The organism is Klebsiella sp. RHBSTW-00484 (assembly GCF_013705725.1).
Taxonomy (GTDB): Bacteria; Pseudomonadota; Gammaproteobacteria; order Enterobacterales; family Enterobacteriaceae; genus Klebsiella.
The window spans coordinates 35,015-55,838 of record NZ_CP055485.1 but is presented as its reverse complement, the minus strand read 5'-3'; the positions used below and the strand labels follow the sequence as shown (position 1 = coordinate 55,838).

General features: G+C 45.7%; 21 protein-coding genes and 2 pseudogenes. 22 read left to right on the top strand and 1 reads right to left on the bottom strand.

Going from position 1 to position 20,824, the window contains the following annotated elements:
- Positions 1-507: 507 nt before the first annotated feature.
- Positions 508-873: a helix-turn-helix domain-containing protein gene (locus HV213_RS32580; protein WP_181213168.1), complete on the bottom strand. Its 366-nt coding sequence runs from the start codon at positions 871-873 to the stop codon at positions 508-510.
- 237 nt (positions 874-1,110) lie between these two features.
- Between HV213_RS32580 and HV213_RS32575 the strand changes: the two genes are divergently transcribed.
- From HV213_RS32575 to HV213_RS32470, 22 genes and pseudogenes are all read left to right on the top strand, one after another.
- Complete coding sequence (locus HV213_RS32575; RefSeq protein ID WP_181213167.1) at positions 1,111-1,566, top strand: transcription termination/antitermination NusG family protein; 456 nt, start codon at positions 1,111-1,113, stop codon at positions 1,564-1,566.
- 64 nt (positions 1,567-1,630) lie between these two features.
- Positions 1,631-1,855, top strand: coding sequence for a hypothetical protein (locus tag HV213_RS32570; RefSeq protein WP_115105220.1), 225 nt, complete (start codon positions 1,631-1,633; stop codon positions 1,853-1,855).
- Positions 1,856-1,907: 52 nt separating this feature from the next.
- Positions 1,908-2,582 (top strand): lytic transglycosylase domain-containing protein, encoded by a 675-nt coding sequence (locus tag HV213_RS32565; RefSeq protein WP_181213166.1) that lies wholly within the window; start codon positions 1,908-1,910, stop codon positions 2,580-2,582.
- Positions 2,583-2,647: 65 nt separating this feature from the next.
- Positions 2,648-2,881 carry a TrbC/VirB2 family protein gene (locus tag HV213_RS32560; RefSeq protein WP_249415269.1) on the top strand — a complete coding sequence of 78 codons (234 nt, stop codon included), beginning with the start codon at positions 2,648-2,650 and terminating at the stop codon, positions 2,879-2,881.
- A gap of 14 nt (positions 2,882-2,895) precedes the next feature.
- Positions 2,896-4,764: pseudogene (locus tag HV213_RS32555) on the top strand (VirB3 family type IV secretion system protein); the annotation flags it as partial.
- A gap of 92 nt (positions 4,765-4,856) precedes the next feature.
- A protein-coding gene (locus tag HV213_RS32550) for an IS3-like element ISEc36 family transposase (RefSeq protein WP_110129298.1) occupies positions 4,857-6,085 on the top strand; the annotation gives its coding sequence in 2 pieces (ribosomal slippage) (positions 4,857-5,172 and positions 5,172-6,085; 1,230 coding nt in all).
- A gap of 12 nt (positions 6,086-6,097) precedes the next feature.
- Positions 6,098-6,982: pseudogene (locus HV213_RS32545) on the top strand (VirB4 family type IV secretion system protein); the annotation flags it as partial.
- A gap of 46 nt (positions 6,983-7,028) precedes the next feature.
- Positions 7,029-7,754 (top strand): TrbJ/VirB5 family protein, encoded by a 726-nt coding sequence (locus tag HV213_RS32540; protein ID WP_115105225.1) that lies wholly within the window; start codon positions 7,029-7,031, stop codon positions 7,752-7,754.
- Positions 7,755-7,764: 10 nt separating this feature from the next.
- The gene (locus tag HV213_RS32535) at positions 7,765-8,043 is read left to right on the top strand and encodes an EexN family lipoprotein (RefSeq protein WP_181213165.1); all 279 of its coding nucleotides are present in this window, start codon (positions 7,765-7,767) and stop codon (positions 8,041-8,043) included.
- A 10-nt stretch (positions 8,044-8,053) separates the two neighbouring features.
- Positions 8,054-9,073: a TrbL/VirB6 family protein gene (locus HV213_RS32530; protein ID WP_181213164.1), complete on the top strand. Its 1,020-nt coding sequence runs from the start codon at positions 8,054-8,056 to the stop codon at positions 9,071-9,073.
- Positions 9,074-9,290: 217 nt separating this feature from the next.
- Entirely contained in the window at positions 9,291-9,974 is a 684-nt protein-coding gene (locus HV213_RS32525; RefSeq protein WP_115105229.1) for a VirB8 family type IV secretion system protein, read from the top strand.
- Positions 9,974-10,873, top strand: coding sequence for a P-type conjugative transfer protein VirB9 (gene virB9, locus HV213_RS32520; RefSeq protein ID WP_115105231.1), 900 nt, complete (start codon positions 9,974-9,976; stop codon positions 10,871-10,873). The genes HV213_RS32525 and virB9 overlap by 1 nt, the downstream gene beginning before the upstream one ends.
- Positions 10,870-12,144 (top strand): VirB10/TraB/TrbI family type IV secretion system protein, encoded by a 1,275-nt coding sequence (gene virB10, locus HV213_RS32515; RefSeq protein WP_115105232.1) that lies wholly within the window; start codon positions 10,870-10,872, stop codon positions 12,142-12,144. The genes virB9 and virB10 overlap by 4 nt, the downstream gene beginning before the upstream one ends.
- Before the next feature lie 6 nt (positions 12,145-12,150).
- On the top strand, positions 12,151-13,182 hold the full coding sequence (virB11, locus tag HV213_RS32510) for a P-type DNA transfer ATPase VirB11 (RefSeq protein WP_115105234.1): 1,032 nt from the start codon (positions 12,151-12,153) through the stop codon (positions 13,180-13,182).
- Positions 13,169-13,573, top strand: coding sequence for a cag pathogenicity island Cag12 family protein (locus HV213_RS32505; protein WP_115105236.1), 405 nt, complete (start codon positions 13,169-13,171; stop codon positions 13,571-13,573). Before virB11 ends, HV213_RS32505 begins: the two co-directional genes overlap by 14 nt.
- Positions 13,574-13,603: 30 nt before the next feature.
- Complete coding sequence (locus tag HV213_RS32500; RefSeq protein ID WP_115105195.1) at positions 13,604-13,909, top strand: conjugal transfer protein; 306 nt, start codon at positions 13,604-13,606, stop codon at positions 13,907-13,909.
- A 2-nt stretch (positions 13,910-13,911) separates the two neighbouring features.
- Positions 13,912-14,220 carry a hypothetical protein gene (locus HV213_RS32495; protein ID WP_115105196.1) on the top strand — a complete coding sequence of 103 codons (309 nt, stop codon included), beginning with the start codon at positions 13,912-13,914 and terminating at the stop codon, positions 14,218-14,220.
- Positions 14,221-14,226: 6 nt separating this feature from the next.
- Positions 14,227-16,428, top strand: coding sequence for a type IA DNA topoisomerase (locus HV213_RS32490; protein WP_115105198.1), 2,202 nt, complete (start codon positions 14,227-14,229; stop codon positions 16,426-16,428).
- Positions 16,425-16,823 (top strand): H-NS histone family protein, encoded by a 399-nt coding sequence (locus HV213_RS32485; RefSeq protein WP_181213163.1) that lies wholly within the window; start codon positions 16,425-16,427, stop codon positions 16,821-16,823. Before HV213_RS32490 ends, HV213_RS32485 begins: the two co-directional genes overlap by 4 nt.
- Before the next feature lie 746 nt (positions 16,824-17,569).
- Positions 17,570-19,468: a type IV secretory system conjugative DNA transfer family protein gene (locus HV213_RS32480; protein WP_115105201.1), complete on the top strand. Its 1,899-nt coding sequence runs from the start codon at positions 17,570-17,572 to the stop codon at positions 19,466-19,468.
- Positions 19,469-19,477: 9 nt separating this feature from the next.
- On the top strand, positions 19,478-20,224 hold the full coding sequence (gene mobC, locus HV213_RS32475) for a MobC family replication-relaxation protein (protein WP_115105203.1): 747 nt from the start codon (positions 19,478-19,480) through the stop codon (positions 20,222-20,224).
- Entirely contained in the window at positions 20,217-20,744 is a 528-nt protein-coding gene (locus HV213_RS32470) for a phospholipase D family nuclease (RefSeq protein WP_115105205.1), read from the top strand. Before mobC ends, HV213_RS32470 begins: the two co-directional genes overlap by 8 nt.
- Positions 20,745-20,824: the final 80 nt, after the last annotated feature.

Below are 20,824 nucleotides of genomic sequence, written 5' to 3'. Positions count from 1 at the left end.
GCCCGCCCGCGCTTATGGCGAGGAAGAGGGGTTGTTTTAGGTTATGCATTTGCTATAATCCTTTTCAGGCGCCGCGCCTGCTTTCGACCCCCTGAATATCCCTCGTTCCGCCAAGTTCGTCAGGATTTCAGGGGGTTTTTGCATTCAGGGTGTGGCTTTTGCCTATCACCCTTTCCCTAGACGCTATTACCGGGAACGTCCCACCCGTATGAATACTTGTAAACGCAGGTAAATTACCACGTAGTGAAGCAACGATCAATTCCCCCGCCAAAAGATCCCGCAAAGAACATATCTAATTTACCCAATCAATTCATACAGATATTGAGTCTCAACATTATTAACATTGTGAATATCAACAGGGGTTTTCTCTTGTCTATGTAGATTCAGAGTGAACGCATTTCTTTGTTAATTCAGTGGAAATTCCGCTTCCTCGCTTTGAGTGTTCGGTGCTCGCCTATGGCTGCGCTCCGCCTCAATCAAAGACTGTGGCGAGCGGTAGATGCTGGATTAACGACGTTTTAAGCATTCACTTAATTCGCCAGCTAGCTTTCTCGCCTCATCAAGCTGTTCCGCTAATTTTTTCACCTCTATGACGGTGTTGTAATGGGGATTTGAATCAGGATTCATACGATTCCTGTGGAATTCCAAAACAGTATTAGCAAAATCATCATCCACCGTATAAAAATAATTTTCTGGATAATCAAGAACTTTGGCAATCTTTTTTACTAAGTTAAAAGGCGGCTCTGTCCTTCCTACCTCATAACTCGACAATCGGGAACGAGTGTTGATTCCCTCAACACCGATAAGCTGAGAAAGTTTTTCCTGTGAAATTCCAGCCATTTCCCGCGCTTCTTTCAGTCTCTTAGGCACCATGTATGTCACCCCCTTTGGGAGTCTCATCTTACAAGGCGCAAACGCGCAAAATGTCCACATAATGAATCGTGGTTGATTTTGCATACATCAATGTTATTATCATTGCAGAACCTTTACATTGACATACTATTTATACTGTATAAAAATACAGTTGTTTTATGTAAAGGGACATTTACTAAGGAGTACGCCTCTAAGGACGGCGGAAAATGGGGGCTTGTGCCCGGGAGGTAAATTGCTATGAATCTATGGTATTTGCTGTACTGCAAATCGCAGGATGCAGAAAGAATAAAGAATCGTGTCAGTGGGTTAGGAGTTGTCTCGTTTTCCCCGCAATATGTAAAGGTAACAAGGCGCAAGGATTGCAATGCAGTTCGCATGGAAGATAAGCCACTATTTCCTAATTATTTATTCCTCTCTTTTGATATTAACAAAATCCACACATCTGATATTACATCTATCCCCGGTGCTATTGGCTTTGTTCGTTTTGGTACTGATCCGTGCACTATCCCCGACAAAGTAGTTTCAGCCATCGAGTGCGCCCGTCTGGTTTCGATTAACCAAGACGAGGACGCGATTGAATGCCGCAACATCTCCCCGGTGTTGCTTCAAAAAATACAAGAGCTATCGCTGATTAGATCAGTAGAGACGCGCCAGGTCGCATTTTCAAAGCTTCTGGAAACTGCTGACTTTTAAATCATCCCCAATCGCACACTGCCAGTCATACAGGCGATATTTATTTACAGGAGATCCCCTCCCAATGCCGAAAAAAAAGTTGGGTGTACCAACCAGCACGGCGGTTATTTACGTTGGGCAACCCCGCTACCAGCTACTTGCCGCCCACGCCAGGGAAATTAGTTATCTGTCGAGCACAGATATAAAGGCAAGTAATTTCCTCCATTACCTGATCGATGAATTTGCAGACAAGGCTCATAAAAAGCTACTCGGGGAGTTACTTGAAAAAACTCAATCAAAAGAGGATTAACCCATGCCCAAATCCACCTTAAGCGCTCCGGACGACTGTCAAGGAGGGTAAAATGCTATCGACCTCTGCCTTTCTTGCTCTGACGTTACAGTGTGCCGCATCAATTCACCCGGACACAGCACAGGACGTTGCAAGAATTGAATCAGGTTTTAATCCCTATGCCATTGCCGAAATAATCCCAAAAGCAGAAAGATTACCAGGTGATAAAGGTGTTATTACTCATTTACCAAAATCAAAAGGAGAAGCCCTCAATATAGTAAAAAACATTGAAAAGAAGAATAGACGCTATTCTGTCGGTTTAATGCAAATTACCAGCACCAACTTTAGCAAGTTTGGCATGACCGCCGATAAATTATTTTCCCCCTGCAATAATCTTTCTGTTTTCGAAAAAATAATTACTGATTGCTACCTACGCGGTACAACGTTGGAAAGGGCGCTCAGTTGTTATTATTCTGGAAATTTCAATACAGGAAAAAAACCGGAAAAATCATTCGGTAATACAAGTTACGTGCAGAGAATAGGTTACGTTGTGCCTTCAACAAAAGAGGACAAGCAATCAATCCAAACTGAACCAGAGAAAATAAATATATCAACCTTCTATCCTCATGAGGTTGTTCGCGGCGATGTTATAGATAGCACCCAATCAGAAACCGAAACAATCAAATACCCTGCACATATCGTGCGCGGTGACTTTGTTATTACTGAAAATAAGGAAACCAACAAATGAGCATTAAATCTAAATTTGTAGCTATCAAAAATAAAGTTCAAGAAACCATCATTTCCCTGTCCGTCATGGTATCCCCAGCTATGGCGGCCAGTGGGGGTTTTGATAAAGCTAATGAATCACTCAATATGTGGGTTGTGGGCTTAGGAACTTTAGCTGTAGCCACAGTAACGCTGTGCGTAATGTGGATTGGCTACAAGGTCTTATGGGATGGAAAGAAACTTAGTGACATGCAAAACGTCATTATTGGCGGCATTCTTATCACTGGTGCATCTGGTTTTGGTGCGTATTACATGGCTTAACTCTGGAATAAATCATGGCCATTCTAAACAAGGCATTAACAAGACCAGCGGCACTATTGGGAATACCATTAGTCCCTCTGGTTATTGCATGTGGGGCAATTGCACTGATGACTGTTTATCTCAGGAATTATTGGTTGCTTTTACTGCTTATCCCCACACTAATTGAAATGAGAAGCAAGGCACGAAAAGACATCCAGTTTTTCAACCTTAAACTTCTTGAATTCAAGACAAGAGGCCGTAAGGCCTCTAATAAATTCTATGGTGCAAATGTAATTTCATCACAGCAGTATGAAGCCATAGATATTACGGAGTTTAATAAAAAAATGAGATTAAACGAAAGTGTAAATATCTCTAAATACATTCCTTACTCATCACATGTTAATGAACATATAGTCAAAAACCGAAAAGGAGACTTTGTTGCAACATGGGAACTCGGTGGAACTATTTTTGAATGTGAAGACGAACATCACCTCACATTTCAAACGGTGAAGCTGAATAATATGATAAGAGCATTTGAGGGGCTTCCGGTCACCTTCTATTTGCATAGAGTACGGGAAAGTTACACTGATACTTTCGAGTGTAACTCTGGCATTCCCTTTTCTGATGAAGTTGCCAGCCTTTACTACAATACGATTAAAGATAAGCCATTTCGCCATAGCCGGTTATTTTTAACAGCGTGTTTTATCCCGCTATCTCGCCTTGAAAGATCAGCGATGAAACAGAAGTCTGACGGGGCAAGGAGACAAGCGCTGGATGCTTCGCTAAAAGTGATGCTTGAGCATTGGGAACTATTAAATACCTCGCTGGAGAGCTTTACAGCGACACCATTAGGTGCGTATGAAGAGAACGGGCGCGTTTACTCCTCTCAATTGTCGTTCTATAACCGACTACTTACAGGGAAATGGCAGAAAATCGCCGTTACACGCTCACCGTTCTATGACGTACTCGGTGCATCAGATTTGTTTTTCTCAACGGATACTGGCCAGTGCAATGGGATTGATGAGCCGATATTTTTCCGTAGCCTGGAAATCAAGGATCACGCACCTGAAACTTATACCGGCCTGTTTGATGCGTTGCTGTACGCCGACTGTGATTATGTACTTACACAATCGTTCACCTGCATGGCTAAGGATGAAGCTAAAAACTATATTAAGCTGACACAGAACAGGCTTCAATCGGCTGATGATGATGCCATAACGCAGCAGGAAGACCTTATGGTTGCTCGTGACCTGCTCCAGTCTGGCCACATCTCTTTTGGTAAGTATCACTTCTCTTTAATTGTTTCCTCCCCTAGTGAGGAAAGGGTTATCAAAGATACCAACGCGCTGGCCGAACCACTAAAAGACCTGGGTATTTTGGTTACATTATCAACAATGTCGCTCCCTGCTGCCTATCTGGCACAGCTTCCGGGGATTTATGATTTACGTCCGCGCCTTGTACCGGTAAGCAGCCAGAACTTTGCCGATATGGCTTCACTGCATAATTTCCACTCCCATAAACGCGAAGGGAATCCGTGGGGTGAAGCAATTGCGGTAATGAAAACACCCTCTGGCAACGGCTATTATTTAAATCTCCATAATAGCCAGGCTGACGTGGATGAATTCAACGAAAAGAACCCTGGTAATTCAATGGTGATTGGTAGTACAGGTACAGGTAAATCTACATTGCTGGCCGCAATGAAGCATTTAATGCAGAAATATCGCCGTCCATCATCGTTTACTGATTCAGCTACCCATAAGCGCATGACAACGGTTTATTTTGATAAAGACCGCTCCGCTGAAATGTCCATACGCCAGATGGGAGGGCGCTACTTTCGTATCAGAACGGGTGAACCAACCGGGTGGAACCCCTTCGCTCTGCAACCAACGAAACGTAACATCAATTTAGACTGGCCCCCTGAATCTCCAGACAGTTGGTATCACTTAAGTTAGTGATAGTCTTAATACTAGTTTTTAGACTAGTCGTTGGAGTCCGAATGATTGATGTTTTAGGTCCAGAGAAGCGCAGACGGCGAAGTGTTCAGGAAAAAATCGCCATTGTTCAGCAGAGTTTTGAGCCCGGAATGACCGTGTCGCTGGTCGCCCGTCAGCATGGCGTTGCTGCCAGTCAGCTGTTCCTGTGGCGTAAGCAGTATCAGGAAGGCAGCCTTACAGCCGTTGCCGCAGGAGAACAGGTTGTGCCCGCGTCGGAGCTGGCATCTGCGATGAAGCAAATTAAAGAGCTGCAGCGCCTGTTGGGCAAGAAAACCATGGAAAACGAGCTGCTAAAAGAAGCCGTTGAATATGGCCGACAAAAAAAGTGGATAGCGCACGTGCCCTTGTTGCCGGAGGATGGCGAATAAGCCTTGTCAGTCGTTGCCTCCGGGTCTCACGTGCGCAACTGCATGCCATGGCCCGTCGGTCGAAGGACTGGCAGGATCGTCGGTGCAAGCGCAAGCCTGATGATACTGACGCGCTGGCCCGTATCCATACCGTTATCGGCGATCTGCCCACCTATGGTTATCGTCGGGTATGGGCACTGCTGCGCAGACAATCAGAAACTGACGACATGGCGGTGATCAATGCCAAACGCGTATACCGCATCATGCGTCAGAATGCGCTGCTGCTTGAGCGTAAACCGGAAATACCGCCATCGAAGCGGGCGCATACAGGGAAAGTGGCCGTTGGAGAAAGTAACCAGCGGTGGTGCTCTGACGGCTTCGAGTTCAGCTGTGATAACGGTGAAAAACTGCGGGTCACGTTCGCTCTGGACTGTTGCGATCGCGAGGCACTTTACTGGGCGGCCAGTAACGGTGGATATGACAGTGAAACCGTGCAGGACGTCATGCTGGGTGCCGTGGAGCGTCGCTTCGGTAACAGCCTGCCGACATCCCCAGTTGAGTGGCTGACAGACAACGGTTCAGCCTACCGTTCTTATCAGACGCGTCAGTTCGCCAGAATGGTAGGACTGGAGCCTAAACATACGGCGGTACGTAGCCCGGAAAGCAACGGGATGGCAGAGAGCTTCGTGAAAACGATGAAGCGCGATTACATCAGCATCATGCCGAAACCCGACGGGTTAACAGCGGTAAAGAACCTTGCGGAGGCCTTCGAACATTACAACGAATGGCATCCGCATAGTGCACTGGGGTATCGTTCGCCACGGGAATATCTGCGGCGACGAACCAGTCATGGGTTAAGTGATAAAAAGTGTATGGAAATATAGGGGCCAATCCACAATTTTATTAAGCAGCTTATCCGCATAATTTGTACAAGAGATGGTAAACCACTCGACCCTCGCGATGAGGAACGCATCAGTGCAGGGGTAAATACTATCATGCTGGATTATCCCCCGGAGTACCGGCGCTACGGAATAACCCGACTTCTGGAAGTGCTACCGGAGCCACCAACCAAAGAAGCGCGTACAAATGGGTTACGTATCCGTTTGAAACAATGGGCGCAAGGTGGGGAATTTGGCTGGGTATTCGATAACGAAGCTGACACATTCAATATTGCCGAAGACGACAACTTTGGTATTGATGGCACCGAGTTTTTAGATGATAAAGACGTCAGAGCACCCATTACATTTTATCTGCTTTATCGCGTTACCAGTTTACTGGACGGAAGACGACTCGTTTTATTCATGGATGAATTCTGGAAGTGGCTTGCCGATAAGGAATTTGCCAAGTTCGCGCTTAATATGCTTAAAGTTATTCGCAAACTTAACGGGATATTCGTACCAGCAACACAGTCACCGGATGAAATGGTTAAAAATGAAATTTCAGCCGCAATTATAGAACAGTGCGGCACACAAATATTCATGGCCAACCCTAAAGCCTCTCGCGAAGACTATGTTAACAAGCTCAAAGTACCAGAAAGTGTCTTTGATATTGTTAAAAACCTTGATCCTGGCTCCCGTCAGATGGTCATACTTAAAACCCCGCTGCGCCGTGGTGAAACAAGACCTTTCGTTTCCCTGGCTAAAATGGATTTATCCGGGTTAGGTCGCTATACAAAAATACTGAGCGGCAGTGAAGATAACTTAAAAATATTTGACTCCATATATAAGGAAGGTATGAAACCAGAAGAATGGAAAGACGAATTCTTGAAAAAGGCAATATAAACCCCTTGCACTTAAAAAATACCAATCAATCATAATGGTGAAAAACATGAAAATTAAAAAGTCATTGGCCGCTTGTATTATTTCAACGGTCTTATTTTCTTCCAGCGCAATTAGTGGCGGAATCCCTGTATTTGATGGCGTTGCAAATGTCACTGATATTAATCAGTGGATTGAAAAGGTAGCACAATGGGAAAAAACCGTAGTGCATTATAAAGATCAAATGAGCGCCTATAAGGAGCAACTTGCAACAGCTACCGGCATTCGTGACGTTCAGGCATTTATGAATCAGGCAAAAAACCTCACTAATGACATTAAGAACCTACAACAGCGGGGTATTTCTCTTAATGACCTCCTGACGAATCCGGGTGGTGCATTTACTTCTGAACTCAATGGCCTTTACGACAAATACAAAGTGTTTGATAGCTGTAACGCCAGCGCCTCCGGCACCTATCTTAATAGCTGTAAACAGATGGTGTTGAACCAGGCCGTAGCCGTCGAGGAAACCTCTGATGTACAGAATAAGATCGCAGACGTTCTTAGTGATATTTCACAGCTATCTGGCCGAGTAGAGCAGTCTAAGGATGCAAAGGAATCGCAAGACCTGGCTAACGTAGTTGCTGCAAAAAGCGTTCAGCTTAATGCCCTGACATCACAGTGGGAGATGTCAGTTAAGCAAGCTGAATTACGTGCTAACATGTTAGCGACACAAAGGCAGAAAGCCTTTGCCGAGCAGCAACTGAATGCACCAGTAGCTGATCTTAATAACTTATAGGAACCACACGATGCATAAAAAAGCCAAATTAATAATGATTTTATCCATGTTAACGCTACTTGCTGCATGTAAAGAAGAAAAATCAGAATCGTGGTACAAGCAACATCCAGATGAAACCTATGAAGTATATTCACAATGTTTGAAAGATGGAGAAGCCAGTGATAATTGTGAGTTTTCTTATAGGGCAGCATTGATGTTTGCCAGAGCTGGCAATCCGGGTGTTAAAGATAAATTCGAAAATCTTTTCGCTAAAAAAGAAGAGATGAGAAGAAAAGTTACGACTCAATAAAGAGGTACTTATGTCAGGTGGTGTATTTGTTGGAATGAATAACACCATCATGGGAGGTCTTAATGCCGTATTAGAGGGTCAAACTTCCGTATACGGCTCCATGATTAGTGTTATTGCAGTGAGTTCCTTTACTGTATTCATAATGTTCCGTGGTTATCAAACGTTAGCAGGTAAACTTCAAACACCCTTTGAAGATGTGGCTTGGGATTTTGGACGCCTGCTGTTGATTTTAATGTTTGTTTTAAATCTTGGTGGCTGGCTCGATTTGACCATATCAGCTATTGATGGTTTGAAAAATGGAGTGAGTGGAAGTGATAACGTATGGACGTTATTAGATACCGTATGGAATAAAGCACAGGCGCTAGGTCAAACGCTATACGAAAAAGACGATTCAACATATGTGAAATTTAATGGAGGGTTAGCCGAGGGATTAGTTTGGGGAGGTTCAATATTTGTACTTATTGTTTCAACTATAGTTAACCTCCTTGCTGAAATAACAATATTATTGATGTGCACCACCGCGCCTATATTTATTTTTTGTTTATCCTATGGTTTTCTAAAGCCAATGTTTAATAATTGGTTGCAAACCATATTTGCAGCAATATTAACGATAATGTTCTCGGCGTTATTTGTAAGGATAGCAATTAATTATATAAATAAGATATTGGATGTTGCAGTAACAACATCCAATGAAAGTAACATGGTTACTCTTGCGGCTCAGTGTTTACTCGCCGGTATTGGTGCAGGTGTCATTGTCTGGTTCTCTGCCAAAATAGCTCATGCGTTGAGTGGCGTAGCCGTTCAGGGTGTCATGCAAGGCGTTGCAAAGGCTGGGGGTAGCTCTGTAGGTAGTAAGTTCACAAATGCTGCCAGAAGCGGTTCAGGTGCCATTGGCGACCGGGCAGCGAATAACCTTCAATCCGGTGGCTCTGCCAGTCCAACGCAAAGGACTGGAGGGACTAACGCGGCATGGGAACGCCGATCCGCATCAATTAGCACTATCCAACGTATGAATCAGCAACGCCGCTAAAAATTGCTGCAATCCTTTAAATAACCTCGCACGTTTACTTTCCCCTGATTCAGGCGGGGAATGACTCTGTATTAAGGAAAATCAATGATACGCATCATCATACTTCTGATGTTGTGCGTGCTTACGGGCTGCGCACAGCAAAAAAACAGCCTCCCGGAAATTTCCGGGAAACCAGAACCCGTTAACTCACCGGTAATTATTCAGGAGCTGACCTCTAATGTCTGAATTAGCGAAATCCATCAATGCCTCACGTCAGTTTGAAACGGTCATGCTCGAAAAATCAGAGCGTATTACAAAACTAGCCTGGTTCCTCACTGCGTTTTTTGGTTTCTTAACTGTGATGGCCATAGCGGCAATTATAATTATGTTGCCACTTAAACAGACCGAATTAGAACTATATACACTCGACAAACAAACAGGCCGAGTGGAATACGTCACCAGAGTTAAAGACCGTGATATTTCTTCACAAGAGGCTTTAGCTAAAGCGTTTGCAGCCAACTACGTCACACTTCGTGAAGGTTATAATTACTTTGCTTTACAGAATGATTATGACACCACGCAATTATTTAATAGTGAGAATGTAAACCGCGAATATTTAGCCTGGTTTAATAGCACATCTGCACCTGATGTTATTTACGAAAAAGCGGCTTATGTAGTAAAGGTCGAAATTATTTCTAATGTCCACGCAAAAGCAACAGACCCGGACAGGCTGGCCATGTTGCGCATTAAGCGCACGATACGCCGCATTGCAAACGGTTCGGAGAAGACGGATTACTGGAACATCCGCCTGACATACCGCTATTTACCTCGCAATGAACTGACATCTGCACAGCGCGAAGCTAACCCGCTTGGTTTCATCATTACCAGCTATCAGCGCGATAAAGAATTAAGGACGGAATAATGAATATGAAGCTCCTTACTGTGGCTCTATTACTTGCCTCATGTTCAACCTGGGGAGCGGCACTCCCCAAAGGCAGTTCTTACGATAGCCACATGCAAAACGTGTCCTATAACAGCCAGAACACGACCATTATCAATACCCGCGCCGGTTTCGTTTCGACACTCGTTTTTGACGATGATGAGCAGGTAATCGATGCACAGGCAGGCTTTGAGAAAGGCTGGACGATAACTACAGCAGCTAACCGGGTAAATATCCGTCCAGCCCCGATCACTCAACCCGTCACGGACGCAGACGGTAAAACCGCGAAGCAGGTTTTTTTACCCACATCTAAGGACTGGAAAACAAACCTGTTTGTGACCACCTCGAAGCGGTACTACAGCATGGTACTTAACGTGATCGATGATGGAAGCCCGGAACATGGTATCGCTTTTGTTGTGCGTTATCAGTACCCCGCTGATATGCGCAAACAATCGGAGTCGGCGCGACTGGCCAGAGCTGCGGAGTTGCAGGAAAAACAGGATAAAGAGCGTATCGATACAGCTTTCATGAAGGCCACCGCCCCCCGTAACTGGGACTACACCAAACGGGTGGCCAGCGGCTCAGAAATGATTGCACCGGACTTCGCGTATGACGACGGCCGCTTTACTTATCTTGGTTTTTCACCGCAAAAATCCATCCCTTCCCCGTTCGTTATCGTGAACAGCAAAGAGCAGGTCATCACGCCAACGTTCATTAAACAGGGGAATTACAAAGTGATGATCGTGCGCTCATTATCACCGCGCTTTGTCCTTCGCTATGGCGATGCCGTGGTTGGAATAGAAAACGCCGGATTTGGAAAAGTAAAAATCGCGAACGGTGACACTGTTTCGCCGTCTGTCACCCTGGAGACAAAACAATGACAGATAAAGAAGAAGACCTGAAGACCCCCGCAGAACTGGAAGCCGAAGCGCGTGAACGGGCGCGCGCAGAATTGGCCAAAGGTGCACCGGATGATAAACCGGAACCCGGTCAGCCGATTGTTGTTAAGCATAATAAGCCAAAAGGAAAGCGGACACTGATTGTCGGTATTATCAGCCTGATACTGCTGATAGGTCTGGCCGCTGGCGGCGACTATGTAATGGGGTTGTTAAAAGGCAGTAAAGAAGACACCCCGGATAGTGATAAACAGGTAAGCGCAACACCTAAAGGGGGGACGGAACGGCGTGGCATGGGGCAGGACACAAACCCACTGGGTGCGTTCATGCAAGATTCATCAGCAGATAATAAGGCCGGGGAAAGCGATATACCGTCAGTGCCACCGCCGCCAGTTGCATTCAGTAAGGCCAGTGCACTGGCCGAATCTGGCGGCTCAGAGAATACTGGCCAGCGCAGTAACACCGCCAGTCAAACCGGGGGATCAACGCGACAACAGGAAACTGGACATACCGCTGATTCTCCACAGGATTTATCCTACGTTCAATGCAAAAAAATACTGGTAAAAGGTGCTGATGGGAAATTGCATTGCCCGGATGGTAGCGATACACCTAGTGATGCAGGTCAGGGATCTGATGGTGTGGCCAGAATCACCGGAGTTAAACGCCTTAACCTTGATCCTAACCTCTATATCCCTGTAGACCGCTATATTCCCTGCTCGTTAATGCGCCGGTTCGTATCAGACGTTGCCGGTAAGATTACCTGCATGATTAGCGAAGACGTTTATAGCGCCAACAATTTTGTACGGCTGATCCCTGCCGGAACAATAGCGCGTGGCGTCTACCGTAACGGCACATTGAAGCACGGCCAGGGCAGAATGTTTATCGCCTGGACAGAACTGAGAACCCCGGATGCAGTCCAGATTCCCCTTATCGATTCACAGGTTGTTGGCCAACTCGGTGAAGCCGGAATCGATGGGTGGATTGATACTCACTTCTGGGAGCGATTTGGCAATGCCATGATGCTTAGTATGGTGCAAGACGTTGCCGCAGCAGCCGCCGATAGCGCACCAGGTAAAGACCGTAATACTGATTATACTGAAAATACCCGTACCGCTGCCGCTGAGATGGCCAAAACAACACTGGATAATAGTATTAACATCCCGCCAACCATGTACCGAAACCAGGGCGATATTATCGGAATAATGACCTCGACAGATATTGATTTTTCCGGTGTATATAAATTAAACATGAGATGATTTTCTATGAAACAGGAAGAAAACCTCTCTCTTGAATATATGCGTGACAGTATATTTGGAGATTATCTTGCAATTGACGGGTTAACAGAAATTGCCATTAATCGCCCCGGAGAGCTTCACACTAAAATCAGGGGGAGGTGGGAGATGCACGACTCCCCTGTGACCCTGGCTCAGTGCCAGGCGTTTGCTAAGGCTCTCGCCGTCTGGAATGACGATAACATTGATGATACCAGCCCTATCCTGTCCGCTACGCTGGCATCAGGGGAGCGCTGCCAGGTTATTATCCCTTCAGCCTGTGAGCGCAACACCGTTTCAATCACCGTGCGTAAACCTGATTTTTATCAGCGAACGCATCAATCATATATAGACGGCGGTTTCTATAACCGTGTAACAGGAACAGAAAAGGTTCAAAGTAAAGATGATGAACTCGCGGAAATTTATAAATCTGGAAATATTCCGTTATTCATGGAAAAAGTAATTGAGTGCGGGAAGTCTGTATTTATTGTCGGTGAAACTGGCTCAGGTAAAACAACCTATATGAAAATGCTTTTGCATTACATTCCAATATATCTGCGCTTAATTACTATCGAAGACAACCCTGAAGTTAAATTCTATCACCATAAAAATTATGTCCACCTGTATTACCCGGCTGACGCCGGTGAAGATGCGATTGTTACCCCGGCACGGCTTATCCGTTCCTGTTATCGCATGAACCCGGATCGCATCCTGCTGGCTGAAGTACGCGGTGGTGAGGCATGGGATTGCCTCAAGATTATCGGATCTGGCCACGAAGGGCTTGTAACTTCGCTTCACGCCGGTAATCCCAAAGACTGTATCACCGGCATCATCGACCGCTGCTATGAGAACGCCGCTTGTAAGGGAATGCCGTATGACGTGCTGTTACGTAAGGTACTCAACTGCGTTGACGTAATAGTGAGTGTCGATATTCACGGTGATATTCGCCGTATGGGCGATGTTTACTTTAAACCCCTGCACCTTGCAGAAATAAAGGAGAGCTTTGGCTATGCCTCAATGTAAATTCCTCTACGCGGCCACATTGGTGGCTGTGCTGTCCGGGTGTTCCTCCCCACCGGAACCCGTACAACCTGAATGGGACAAAGCACCGGCATCGATGAACACCAGTTTGCCCCACTGGGAAGAAAATGGTGTTGTGGTTCCAGCGGCCAGCGTAACAGGCCACTGGTCGCAACATATAACCAATTTCGACCCCGATGAGGTTTACCCTCCGGGAGTTTGGTATGCGGTTGTTCATTCGCCAAACATCATCGTGAATGCCGCCAGCGGCGCACAATATTTTGCTGCAAAAGCCTGGTTGAGAAGCCACGGCTCTAAAGCCGTTGTTTCATTTACGCCCAAAAGCAGCGGCTGTCTTACCTGTTCTGTCACCGATATTTACTTTTATCGCTAATCCCCTCATTTAAATTCAAAAGGTAATCACATGAAAAATATCGCTATCGCGGCGGCACTGCTGTGCCTGTCTGCTGGTTTTTCTGCTCCTACTTTCGCTGCTGATCCCTGCGAAGTCGTGTTGTGTATGTTCGGCAAAGTAACGGGTAACAGCGGTGGCAGTGAATGCAGCAGCGCCGAAAGATCCTTTTTCAAGATTAACGCTTTCAAAAAGAAAGGCCGGTTTGACCCCTCGAAAACATCAAACATGCGTAAGGAGTTTCTCGGGGAATGTAAAGCCGCAGATCCAGAGGCCATCGCCAAAATCATCAGCCAATTTGGACGAATCAGGGGGTAGCGATGAGTTTTAAGCCCGGATTTATTGCATCTCCCTGGGCACACGAACGCGGCGACTCGGTTAGAGCTGAAAGCCTTATTCAGCGCATCGAGAAAGAAGCACACCACGGATGTGGTTTGCATTACGAAATCTATCAATACCGCGTCCTTAGTGAGCTAAGAAAGCTGCTGGCCAACCTCAGCGCCGGTGATGCCGAAACATTCCAACAGGCAGCGGCCAAACGTGGTTTTCACCTAGATGACAAAGCCCTAGAGGAAAGTCGCCAGTGCTACCACGAAACGCTGGCTGAAATTCGCCAAAATCAGGAGTAGTGAGTTATGAGACTCTTTATTGCAGAAAAACCCTCAGTGGCAACCGACATAGTTAAAGCACTCAACGGAAATTTCACCAGGCACGATGGTTACTTTGAATCAGCCACCGATATTGTGAGCTATTGCGTTGGCCACGTCCTTGAAATGGTGCCGCCTGAGCAGATTAACCCCGCTTACAAGACCTGGACTCTCGATACTTTGCCGTTGAAGCTGTACCCCGTACAGCTTCAACCAAAGGAAAGTGTGGCCAAACAAGCGGCTACGTTAATATCGCTCATAAAACGACCGGACATCAAAATGATTGTGCATTGCGGCGATCCCGATGATGAAGGTCAGTTACTGGTTGATGAATTGCTCGAATATGCCGGAAACACAGCCCCTGTAAAACGCGCCCTGATTAATGACAACACCGCGCCAGCGGTGAAAAAGGCGCTCAGTTCACTGAAAGATAATAGTCAGTTCCGGGGGCTTTATCTTAAAGCCCTGATGCGCAGCGCCGGTGACGCTATTTACGGTTTCAGCATGAGCCGCGCATATTCCATTAAAGCACAGGAAAAAGGCTATAAGAATGTCCTTTCCGTTGGTCGAGTCCAAACGCCGGTGCTCGGTTTAATCGTGCGCCGGTGGCGTGAAAACCAGTCTCATGAATCAAGTTTTTACTACACCCTGATGGGAAACTTCCTCAATGATACTGACGTAATTCGCGCTAACTGGAAGGTGTCAGAGAATGCACCCGTTGACGAGAAAAACCGGCTCAACGATAAAAAATGGGGAGAAAGCCTGGCTAAATCGCTGTCTGGGAAACCAGCCACGATTAAGGCCGCAGCAGTTGATGATAAGGAAACCCCCGCCCCTCTGCCGTTTAACCTGGTTCGCCTACAGCAGTACATGAACCAAAAAAACAAACTGACGGCACAGCAAACCCTGGACATTACACAATCGTTACGTGAAAAACATAAGGCGATCACGTACAACCGTTCTGATTGCTCCTATCTGTCTGATGAACAATACAGTGAAGCACCTCAACTCATTGAGGCGCTAAAATCGTTACCTGATTTTAGTTCGCTCGATACCGACGCCAGCCGGAAAAGCAAAGCGTTTAACAGCAGCCAGGTAACAGCGCATACGGCGATTATCCCAACAAACCGAGTGCCTGATTTATCAGCCTTGAGTGCCAACGAAAAAGTGGTTTATCTGGCTGTTGCGTCCTTTTATATCGCGCAATTCATGCCGAAAAAAGCCTTTAAAGAGGCCAGCGTAGTGATTGAATGCGGCGGAGAAACGTTCTCAGTACGCGCCCGTAAAACTATCGCAGTCGGCTTTACGTCATTGCTGAATGATAGTGATAGCGACGACGAACAAGCCGATGAGTCTGGTGATTTCGACTTGCTTAGTCTTTTACGAACGGGGGAAACACTTACCTGCCGTGATGTAGATGTGTCTGAGAAAAAAACAAAGCCAGCCCCATTGTTCACTGAGGCCACATTGCTGGCTGCGCTGGTTCGCGTGGCCGATTTTGTGAGTGATCCACGCATTAAACAACTGCTGAAAGAAAAGGACAAAGACAAAAAAGACGAACACGGCGGAATTGGAACTCCAGCGACCCGTGCAGGGATTATCGAAACGTTGAAAAAACGCAATTATATCAGCATAGAGAAAGGGAAATTCATTCCTACCGATGCGGGTATTTCTTTAATTGACGCGCTTCCAGACGTTGCCACACAGCCTGATATGACGGCTGTATGGGCTGAAAAACAAGCGGCAATTGAAAGTGGCCAAATGACTATTGATAAGTTTATAGATGGCCTTTATGCCGAAATCACTCGTATGGTGGAAAGTGCTAGCATCAATATTACGGCTACCGAACAGGTAGCATCTAAAACCCAACTATCACGACTCACTGTTACATGTCCGTCATGTAATTCTGAATTAGTTATGACGGCAAAAGCCTGTAATTGCACCGGATGTAAATTTAGAATATGGCTTGAATATCGGGGTAAAAACCTGACTCAAAAACAGATCGAGACAATTATATCAAAAGGGAAAAGCGGGGAGATAAAAGGATTTAAAAGCAAGAAAAATGACAGCACCTATTCAATGTTTATTATTCTGAAAGATAAATCAACAGGTGCATTAGATTTTGAATATCCACCGCGAGATGATAAAAAACCATCACCTAAATCCATGCCAAGAGAGCTAAAGCTATGAACCCTATCCAGGAAGAATTAACCTCTGAAAGAACGTTAAAGAAATTCCTTAAAGAAAGTGATTATACATTTTTAAACATGCTCAATGACCGTATTTCATCCGCACTGGCGGATAAAAAAGCAGAGCATGACGAGCAAGAAAAACAACGTATCGAACGTGAAAATAAGCGAATGGAATTAATGTCACTTATTGAAGCGGAAGGGTTTTCCTTGACTGATTTAATCGGTAGTGAAGCACAGGTCAAATCTCCGAAACGCAAACCTAAATATGAATATATTGAAGGTGGTGTTAAAAAACATTGGTCAGGCGTAGGACGAACACCCCGCCCTATTCAAAACGAACTTGATGCAGGAAAACCTCTTGATTCCTTCCTGATCGCCAATCAAAGCAGTTAAGCAAAATATGTAGTTAAAATCGCGCCAAGTGATGAAATTCAATCCATAAGATTGCTAATTTCATCACACCGAAAACACCTCCAGTAAAAGTGATAACAACACTCACAGGCGCGGCTTTGTGGCTTTTAATTTCATGCCCCGCATGGAATTAAAAGTGGAGTGCGGCGAGTAAATTCAATTTCGAAGAAATTGCTAATTTGCGTCGCCAAACCCACCTGAGAGCGTTCCCCCAAAGGGAACCGAACAGGCCGGGGGGAGCCGAATAAATTTTGCCGCCCCAGCGAGCAAAAAGCTATCGCCCACGATAGCGGTTTATTTGGGGGGCTTGCCCCGCACACCGTCGAGGCTAAGGGGGCTTTATCCCCGTGGCGCGACCACCCCCTTTAAAGCCTAGTTTCCCTTTAATTCGCTTTGTGAGGAACGAGCAAAGAGAAGAAAAGGGTCAAAACAGGCGTCTTAAAGGGGGTGGTCGCGCGTAGCGCAAGACGGTGTGCCGCCTTTGACCTTTGGGGTTTTGGCGGTGCGTCCAGCGCCGACATTACCCCCTTGTGACATGGAATAAGGGCGTCCAGCCCGCATGAAATGGCACATGTCGTTAGAACCGGGAAGTATACCTCCCGGTTCATGGCCGCATCGCGGCCACCTTCCTTAGCCTCATGGCTTCGCCGCATTGATTCGCCGCGCATTGCGCGGTGAGTTGATGCGGTGAGGGTATGCGGCGAGAACAGCAAACCGGAGATACAAGAATGTTTAATCAAATTGCCGTCATGCTATCACCGATAGTAGACGGTGCTCTTTCGTTTTATGGTTTTATGCAACGGCATCAATTGATACTCGCGTTATTATCGGGTTTAACTCTCCCATTTTTCGCAACGCTTAAAAGTGATGATCATCAGAAAGCACCTGCGTGGAAAAAACTGATTATTGGCTTTTCCATGCTGTGCTTTTTATTTGGCACTCTGGCACCCGTTGCAACATGGTTTTTGCAGATGATCTACAAGGGACGTGGTGAAGTTGATGTACCCGTTCTAAAGTGGTCATTTCTGTTACTACTTACCATTATCGGTTTTATTTTTCACCTTATCATGCGCCGCTTACTAACACCGGAACTTGACAAGGTGAAGAAAAAACTGGTTAAAAAAACTGGTTTAGAAAGGGAGGTTCGTACCGATGTCCGGCATGTTAAATCACTTTTACCAAATACAGAACATTATGATCCAATGGATTATATTGATTTGCAAAAAGGGATTTTCATTGGTTTAGACCGAGATAAAGAACCTCAGTATATCCCTGTAAAAGACTGGCAAAAACAACACGCTGATATTATTGGTACTACCGGGGCAGGTAAAGGTGTTTCAGCCGCGCTTTTACTTTATCAAAGTATTTTAGCGGGTGAGGGTGTTTTTGTTTTAGATCCAAAAAATGACGAGTGGGCACCACATCTTTTCAGGAAGGCTTGCGAAGATGCAGGGAAACCTTTTGTGTTAATCGACTTAAACAAAGGTGATTATCAACTAAACCTGATAGAGGGAATTACAGCGGAGCACCTCGAAGAATTATTTGTTGCAGGGTTCAGCCTGGCAGAAAAAGGCGAGGCAGCGGACTTTTACCGTATCGATGACCGTAAGGCCGCACGTATAGCTTCTCAGTTTGTCGCAAAAAATCCCGATGCAACTATTCGTGACGTTTACAACAGTGAATATGTTCAAAGCATTGGCGAAACGATTAAAGCTTTCCACGGTAAAACCGAAGAATTAGCGCTCCTGAATTCAATTAATGCACCCGGAGGATTTTCGCTAAAACAGATTTTTGATGAAGGTGGATGCTGTTACATCATTGGTTCAATGCGTAACTCTAAAATCATTACGTCACAACGTATGACGCTAGTACGTTTATTTCAGTTAGCTGAATTACGTGATCGTGTTGCTGGTGATATTCGTCCTATCGCCATTTTCCTGGACGAACTTAAATACCATCTATCAAAACCTGCACTCGAAGGTTTAGGAGCAGCCCGTGATAAAGGTGTTCATATTATTATGGCGCACCAATCAATAGCGGATTTAAGAGACTGCCCGGCTGATTTAAATGGTGATGCTGTTGTTGGTGCTGTAGTTGAAAATGCCAAGTTTAAATTGGTGTATAAGTTGCAAGATCCAGATACGGCGGATTGGGTAGCCAGAATGTCCGGTACTATTTTAGTTGATGACGAGAGCCGTAAAGCTAAAACCAATGCTGTATTGACTGAAACAATCGATGATGAACGAACCATCCGACAGGCTGAACGGTATTTTATCGATAGTAATATGCTTCAAAATTTGCCTCCCTTTGTTAGTTACATCTTTACCGCAACGGAGTTACCTCGCGCCTCGCTGATCTCGCCCCTGAAAGTGAAAAAGCGCCCTCTGGAAATTTTCACACTTCCCCCTGCACTTGCAGATGCCGCGCCGCAAGTTAAACAGGCACTGGATTTTGACGACGAGGAAATCACGCCAGTGACAGACACAGGGATAGTCATTCCTGAATTGATAGAAGTAGACCCGGTTCCGGTAACTGATCCACATGCTAAACCAGAGCTGGAGACAGCAAGCGCAGAAGAAGAACCGCAGCAGGTAGAAGATCAAAAATTATCGCTACTCGATTTTTAAGGGGGAAAAATGCTGTTAGCTACTCACGGCGAACGCCAGGAGCGTAATCATGAAAAAATCCGCATCCTGTTAAATTTTCTCAAAGAGGAAACCTATAGCGATTATCAAACGCTGAGATTTTTATTTGGGTTTAAGCATCATAAATCACTTTATGATTTGCTTGAAAAAGTAACGAAAATGGGGCTGATTCAAAAGCATGTCATTGAATCACGCACAACAAAACTATCATTGTGGGGAATTACAAACGACGGGCTAGCCGTCGTTTTAACCCCTGATGATAAAACATTTCCCTCAAGATTTGAGCCGTCCAGGCTTACCGGTTGGACACTGGAGCATCATCTCGATAATCAGCAAGCCAGGCTGATTATCGAAAAGAAAGGTGCGACAGGATGGATTAACGGCGACAGGTCTACGTTTCTTAATCAGTACCAGACTAAACACCGCCCTGACGGATTAATCACTTTGCCTAACAGCAAAGTGATTGCCGTTGAAACAGAGCGTCGAATAAAAACTAAAGCGCGTTATCAGTCGATAATGGCCAGCCATCTGATGGCACGGACAAATAAACATTGGCTTTACGTGTTCTATATCACACCTGATGATCAGAAAAAACGCGCCCTTATGCTGCTGTTTGACAGCATTAAACATGTAATTGTGAACAACCAACAGGTGACGCTTGAGGAACGGCACCGCAATGTTTTTCGATTTTATACCGTTGATGAGCTAACAAACCTGGATCTAACAAATTATGCGTAAATCAGTGTTCTTTGTACTGGCCATCGTAATGGCTGCGCCAGTGCTTGCCACAGCAGAGCCTACGGTTTCCGTAGGCTTTTCACCCTCTGCTGGCCAGGGTGCATTACAGATCGTTTTAAGTGCCATTGATGGCGCAAAGCGTAGCGTTGATGTCGCGGCTTACAGCTTCACCAGTAAGCCGGTTGCAGCGGCGCTCGTCGCCGCAAAAAATCGCGGGGTATCTGTCCGGGTAGTGGCCGATGAGAAAGCTAATAACGACAGATACACCGCCGTTACGTTCCTGGCTAATAAAGGTGTACCTGTGCGCCTCAATACACAATACGCCATCATGCATAATAAATTTATGATCGTCGACGGCGACACGGTGCAAACCGGGTCATTCAACTACACCGCCAGTGCGGCAACACGCAACGCAGAGAACGTGCTGCTGGTTCAGGATGCACCGACACTGGCGGCGACGTATCAGGGCGAATTTAACCGCCTTTGGAACGAGTCCAACGAGTTGGCCAATCATTACTGAAATAGCATCAATGGTTTTGATGCTATCTGCTTTTTTACACATCGCCGGTCGCAGTTGGCCAACGTCCTGCAGGACGTTCC

Excerpts from the sequence above, each read along its gene's own strand:
- HV213_RS32580 (WP_181213168.1), bottom strand. The coding sequence starts at position 873 with ATGGTGCCTAAGAGACTGAAAGAAGCGCGGGAAATGGCTGGAATTTCA.
- HV213_RS32575 (WP_181213167.1), top strand. The coding sequence starts at position 1,111 with ATGAATCTATGGTATTTGCTGTACTGCAAATCGCAGGATGCAGAAAGA.
- HV213_RS32570 (WP_115105220.1), top strand. The coding sequence starts at position 1,631 with ATGCCGAAAAAAAAGTTGGGTGTACCAACCAGCACGGCGGTTATTTAC.
- HV213_RS32565 (WP_181213166.1), top strand. The coding sequence starts at position 1,908 with ATGCTATCGACCTCTGCCTTTCTTGCTCTGACGTTACAGTGTGCCGCA.
- HV213_RS32560 (WP_249415269.1), top strand. The coding sequence starts at position 2,648 with ATGGTATCCCCAGCTATGGCGGCCAGTGGGGGTTTTGATAAAGCTAAT.
- HV213_RS32540 (WP_115105225.1), top strand. The coding sequence starts at position 7,029 with ATGAAAATTAAAAAGTCATTGGCCGCTTGTATTATTTCAACGGTCTTA.
- HV213_RS32535 (WP_181213165.1), top strand. The coding sequence starts at position 7,765 with ATGCATAAAAAAGCCAAATTAATAATGATTTTATCCATGTTAACGCTA.
- HV213_RS32530 (WP_181213164.1), top strand. The coding sequence starts at position 8,054 with ATGTCAGGTGGTGTATTTGTTGGAATGAATAACACCATCATGGGAGGT.
- HV213_RS32525 (WP_115105229.1), top strand. The coding sequence starts at position 9,291 with ATGTCTGAATTAGCGAAATCCATCAATGCCTCACGTCAGTTTGAAACG.
- virB9 (WP_115105231.1), top strand. The coding sequence starts at position 9,974 with ATGAATATGAAGCTCCTTACTGTGGCTCTATTACTTGCCTCATGTTCA.
- virB10 (WP_115105232.1), top strand. The coding sequence starts at position 10,870 with ATGACAGATAAAGAAGAAGACCTGAAGACCCCCGCAGAACTGGAAGCC.
- virB11 (WP_115105234.1), top strand. The coding sequence starts at position 12,151 with ATGAAACAGGAAGAAAACCTCTCTCTTGAATATATGCGTGACAGTATA.
- HV213_RS32505 (WP_115105236.1), top strand. The coding sequence starts at position 13,169 with ATGCCTCAATGTAAATTCCTCTACGCGGCCACATTGGTGGCTGTGCTG.
- HV213_RS32500 (WP_115105195.1), top strand. The coding sequence starts at position 13,604 with ATGAAAAATATCGCTATCGCGGCGGCACTGCTGTGCCTGTCTGCTGGT.
- HV213_RS32495 (WP_115105196.1), top strand. The coding sequence starts at position 13,912 with ATGAGTTTTAAGCCCGGATTTATTGCATCTCCCTGGGCACACGAACGC.
- HV213_RS32490 (WP_115105198.1), top strand. The coding sequence starts at position 14,227 with ATGAGACTCTTTATTGCAGAAAAACCCTCAGTGGCAACCGACATAGTT.
- HV213_RS32485 (WP_181213163.1), top strand. The coding sequence starts at position 16,425 with ATGAACCCTATCCAGGAAGAATTAACCTCTGAAAGAACGTTAAAGAAA.
- HV213_RS32480 (WP_115105201.1), top strand. The coding sequence starts at position 17,570 with ATGTTTAATCAAATTGCCGTCATGCTATCACCGATAGTAGACGGTGCT.
- mobC (WP_115105203.1), top strand. The coding sequence starts at position 19,478 with ATGCTGTTAGCTACTCACGGCGAACGCCAGGAGCGTAATCATGAAAAA.
- HV213_RS32470 (WP_115105205.1), top strand. The coding sequence starts at position 20,217 with ATGCGTAAATCAGTGTTCTTTGTACTGGCCATCGTAATGGCTGCGCCA.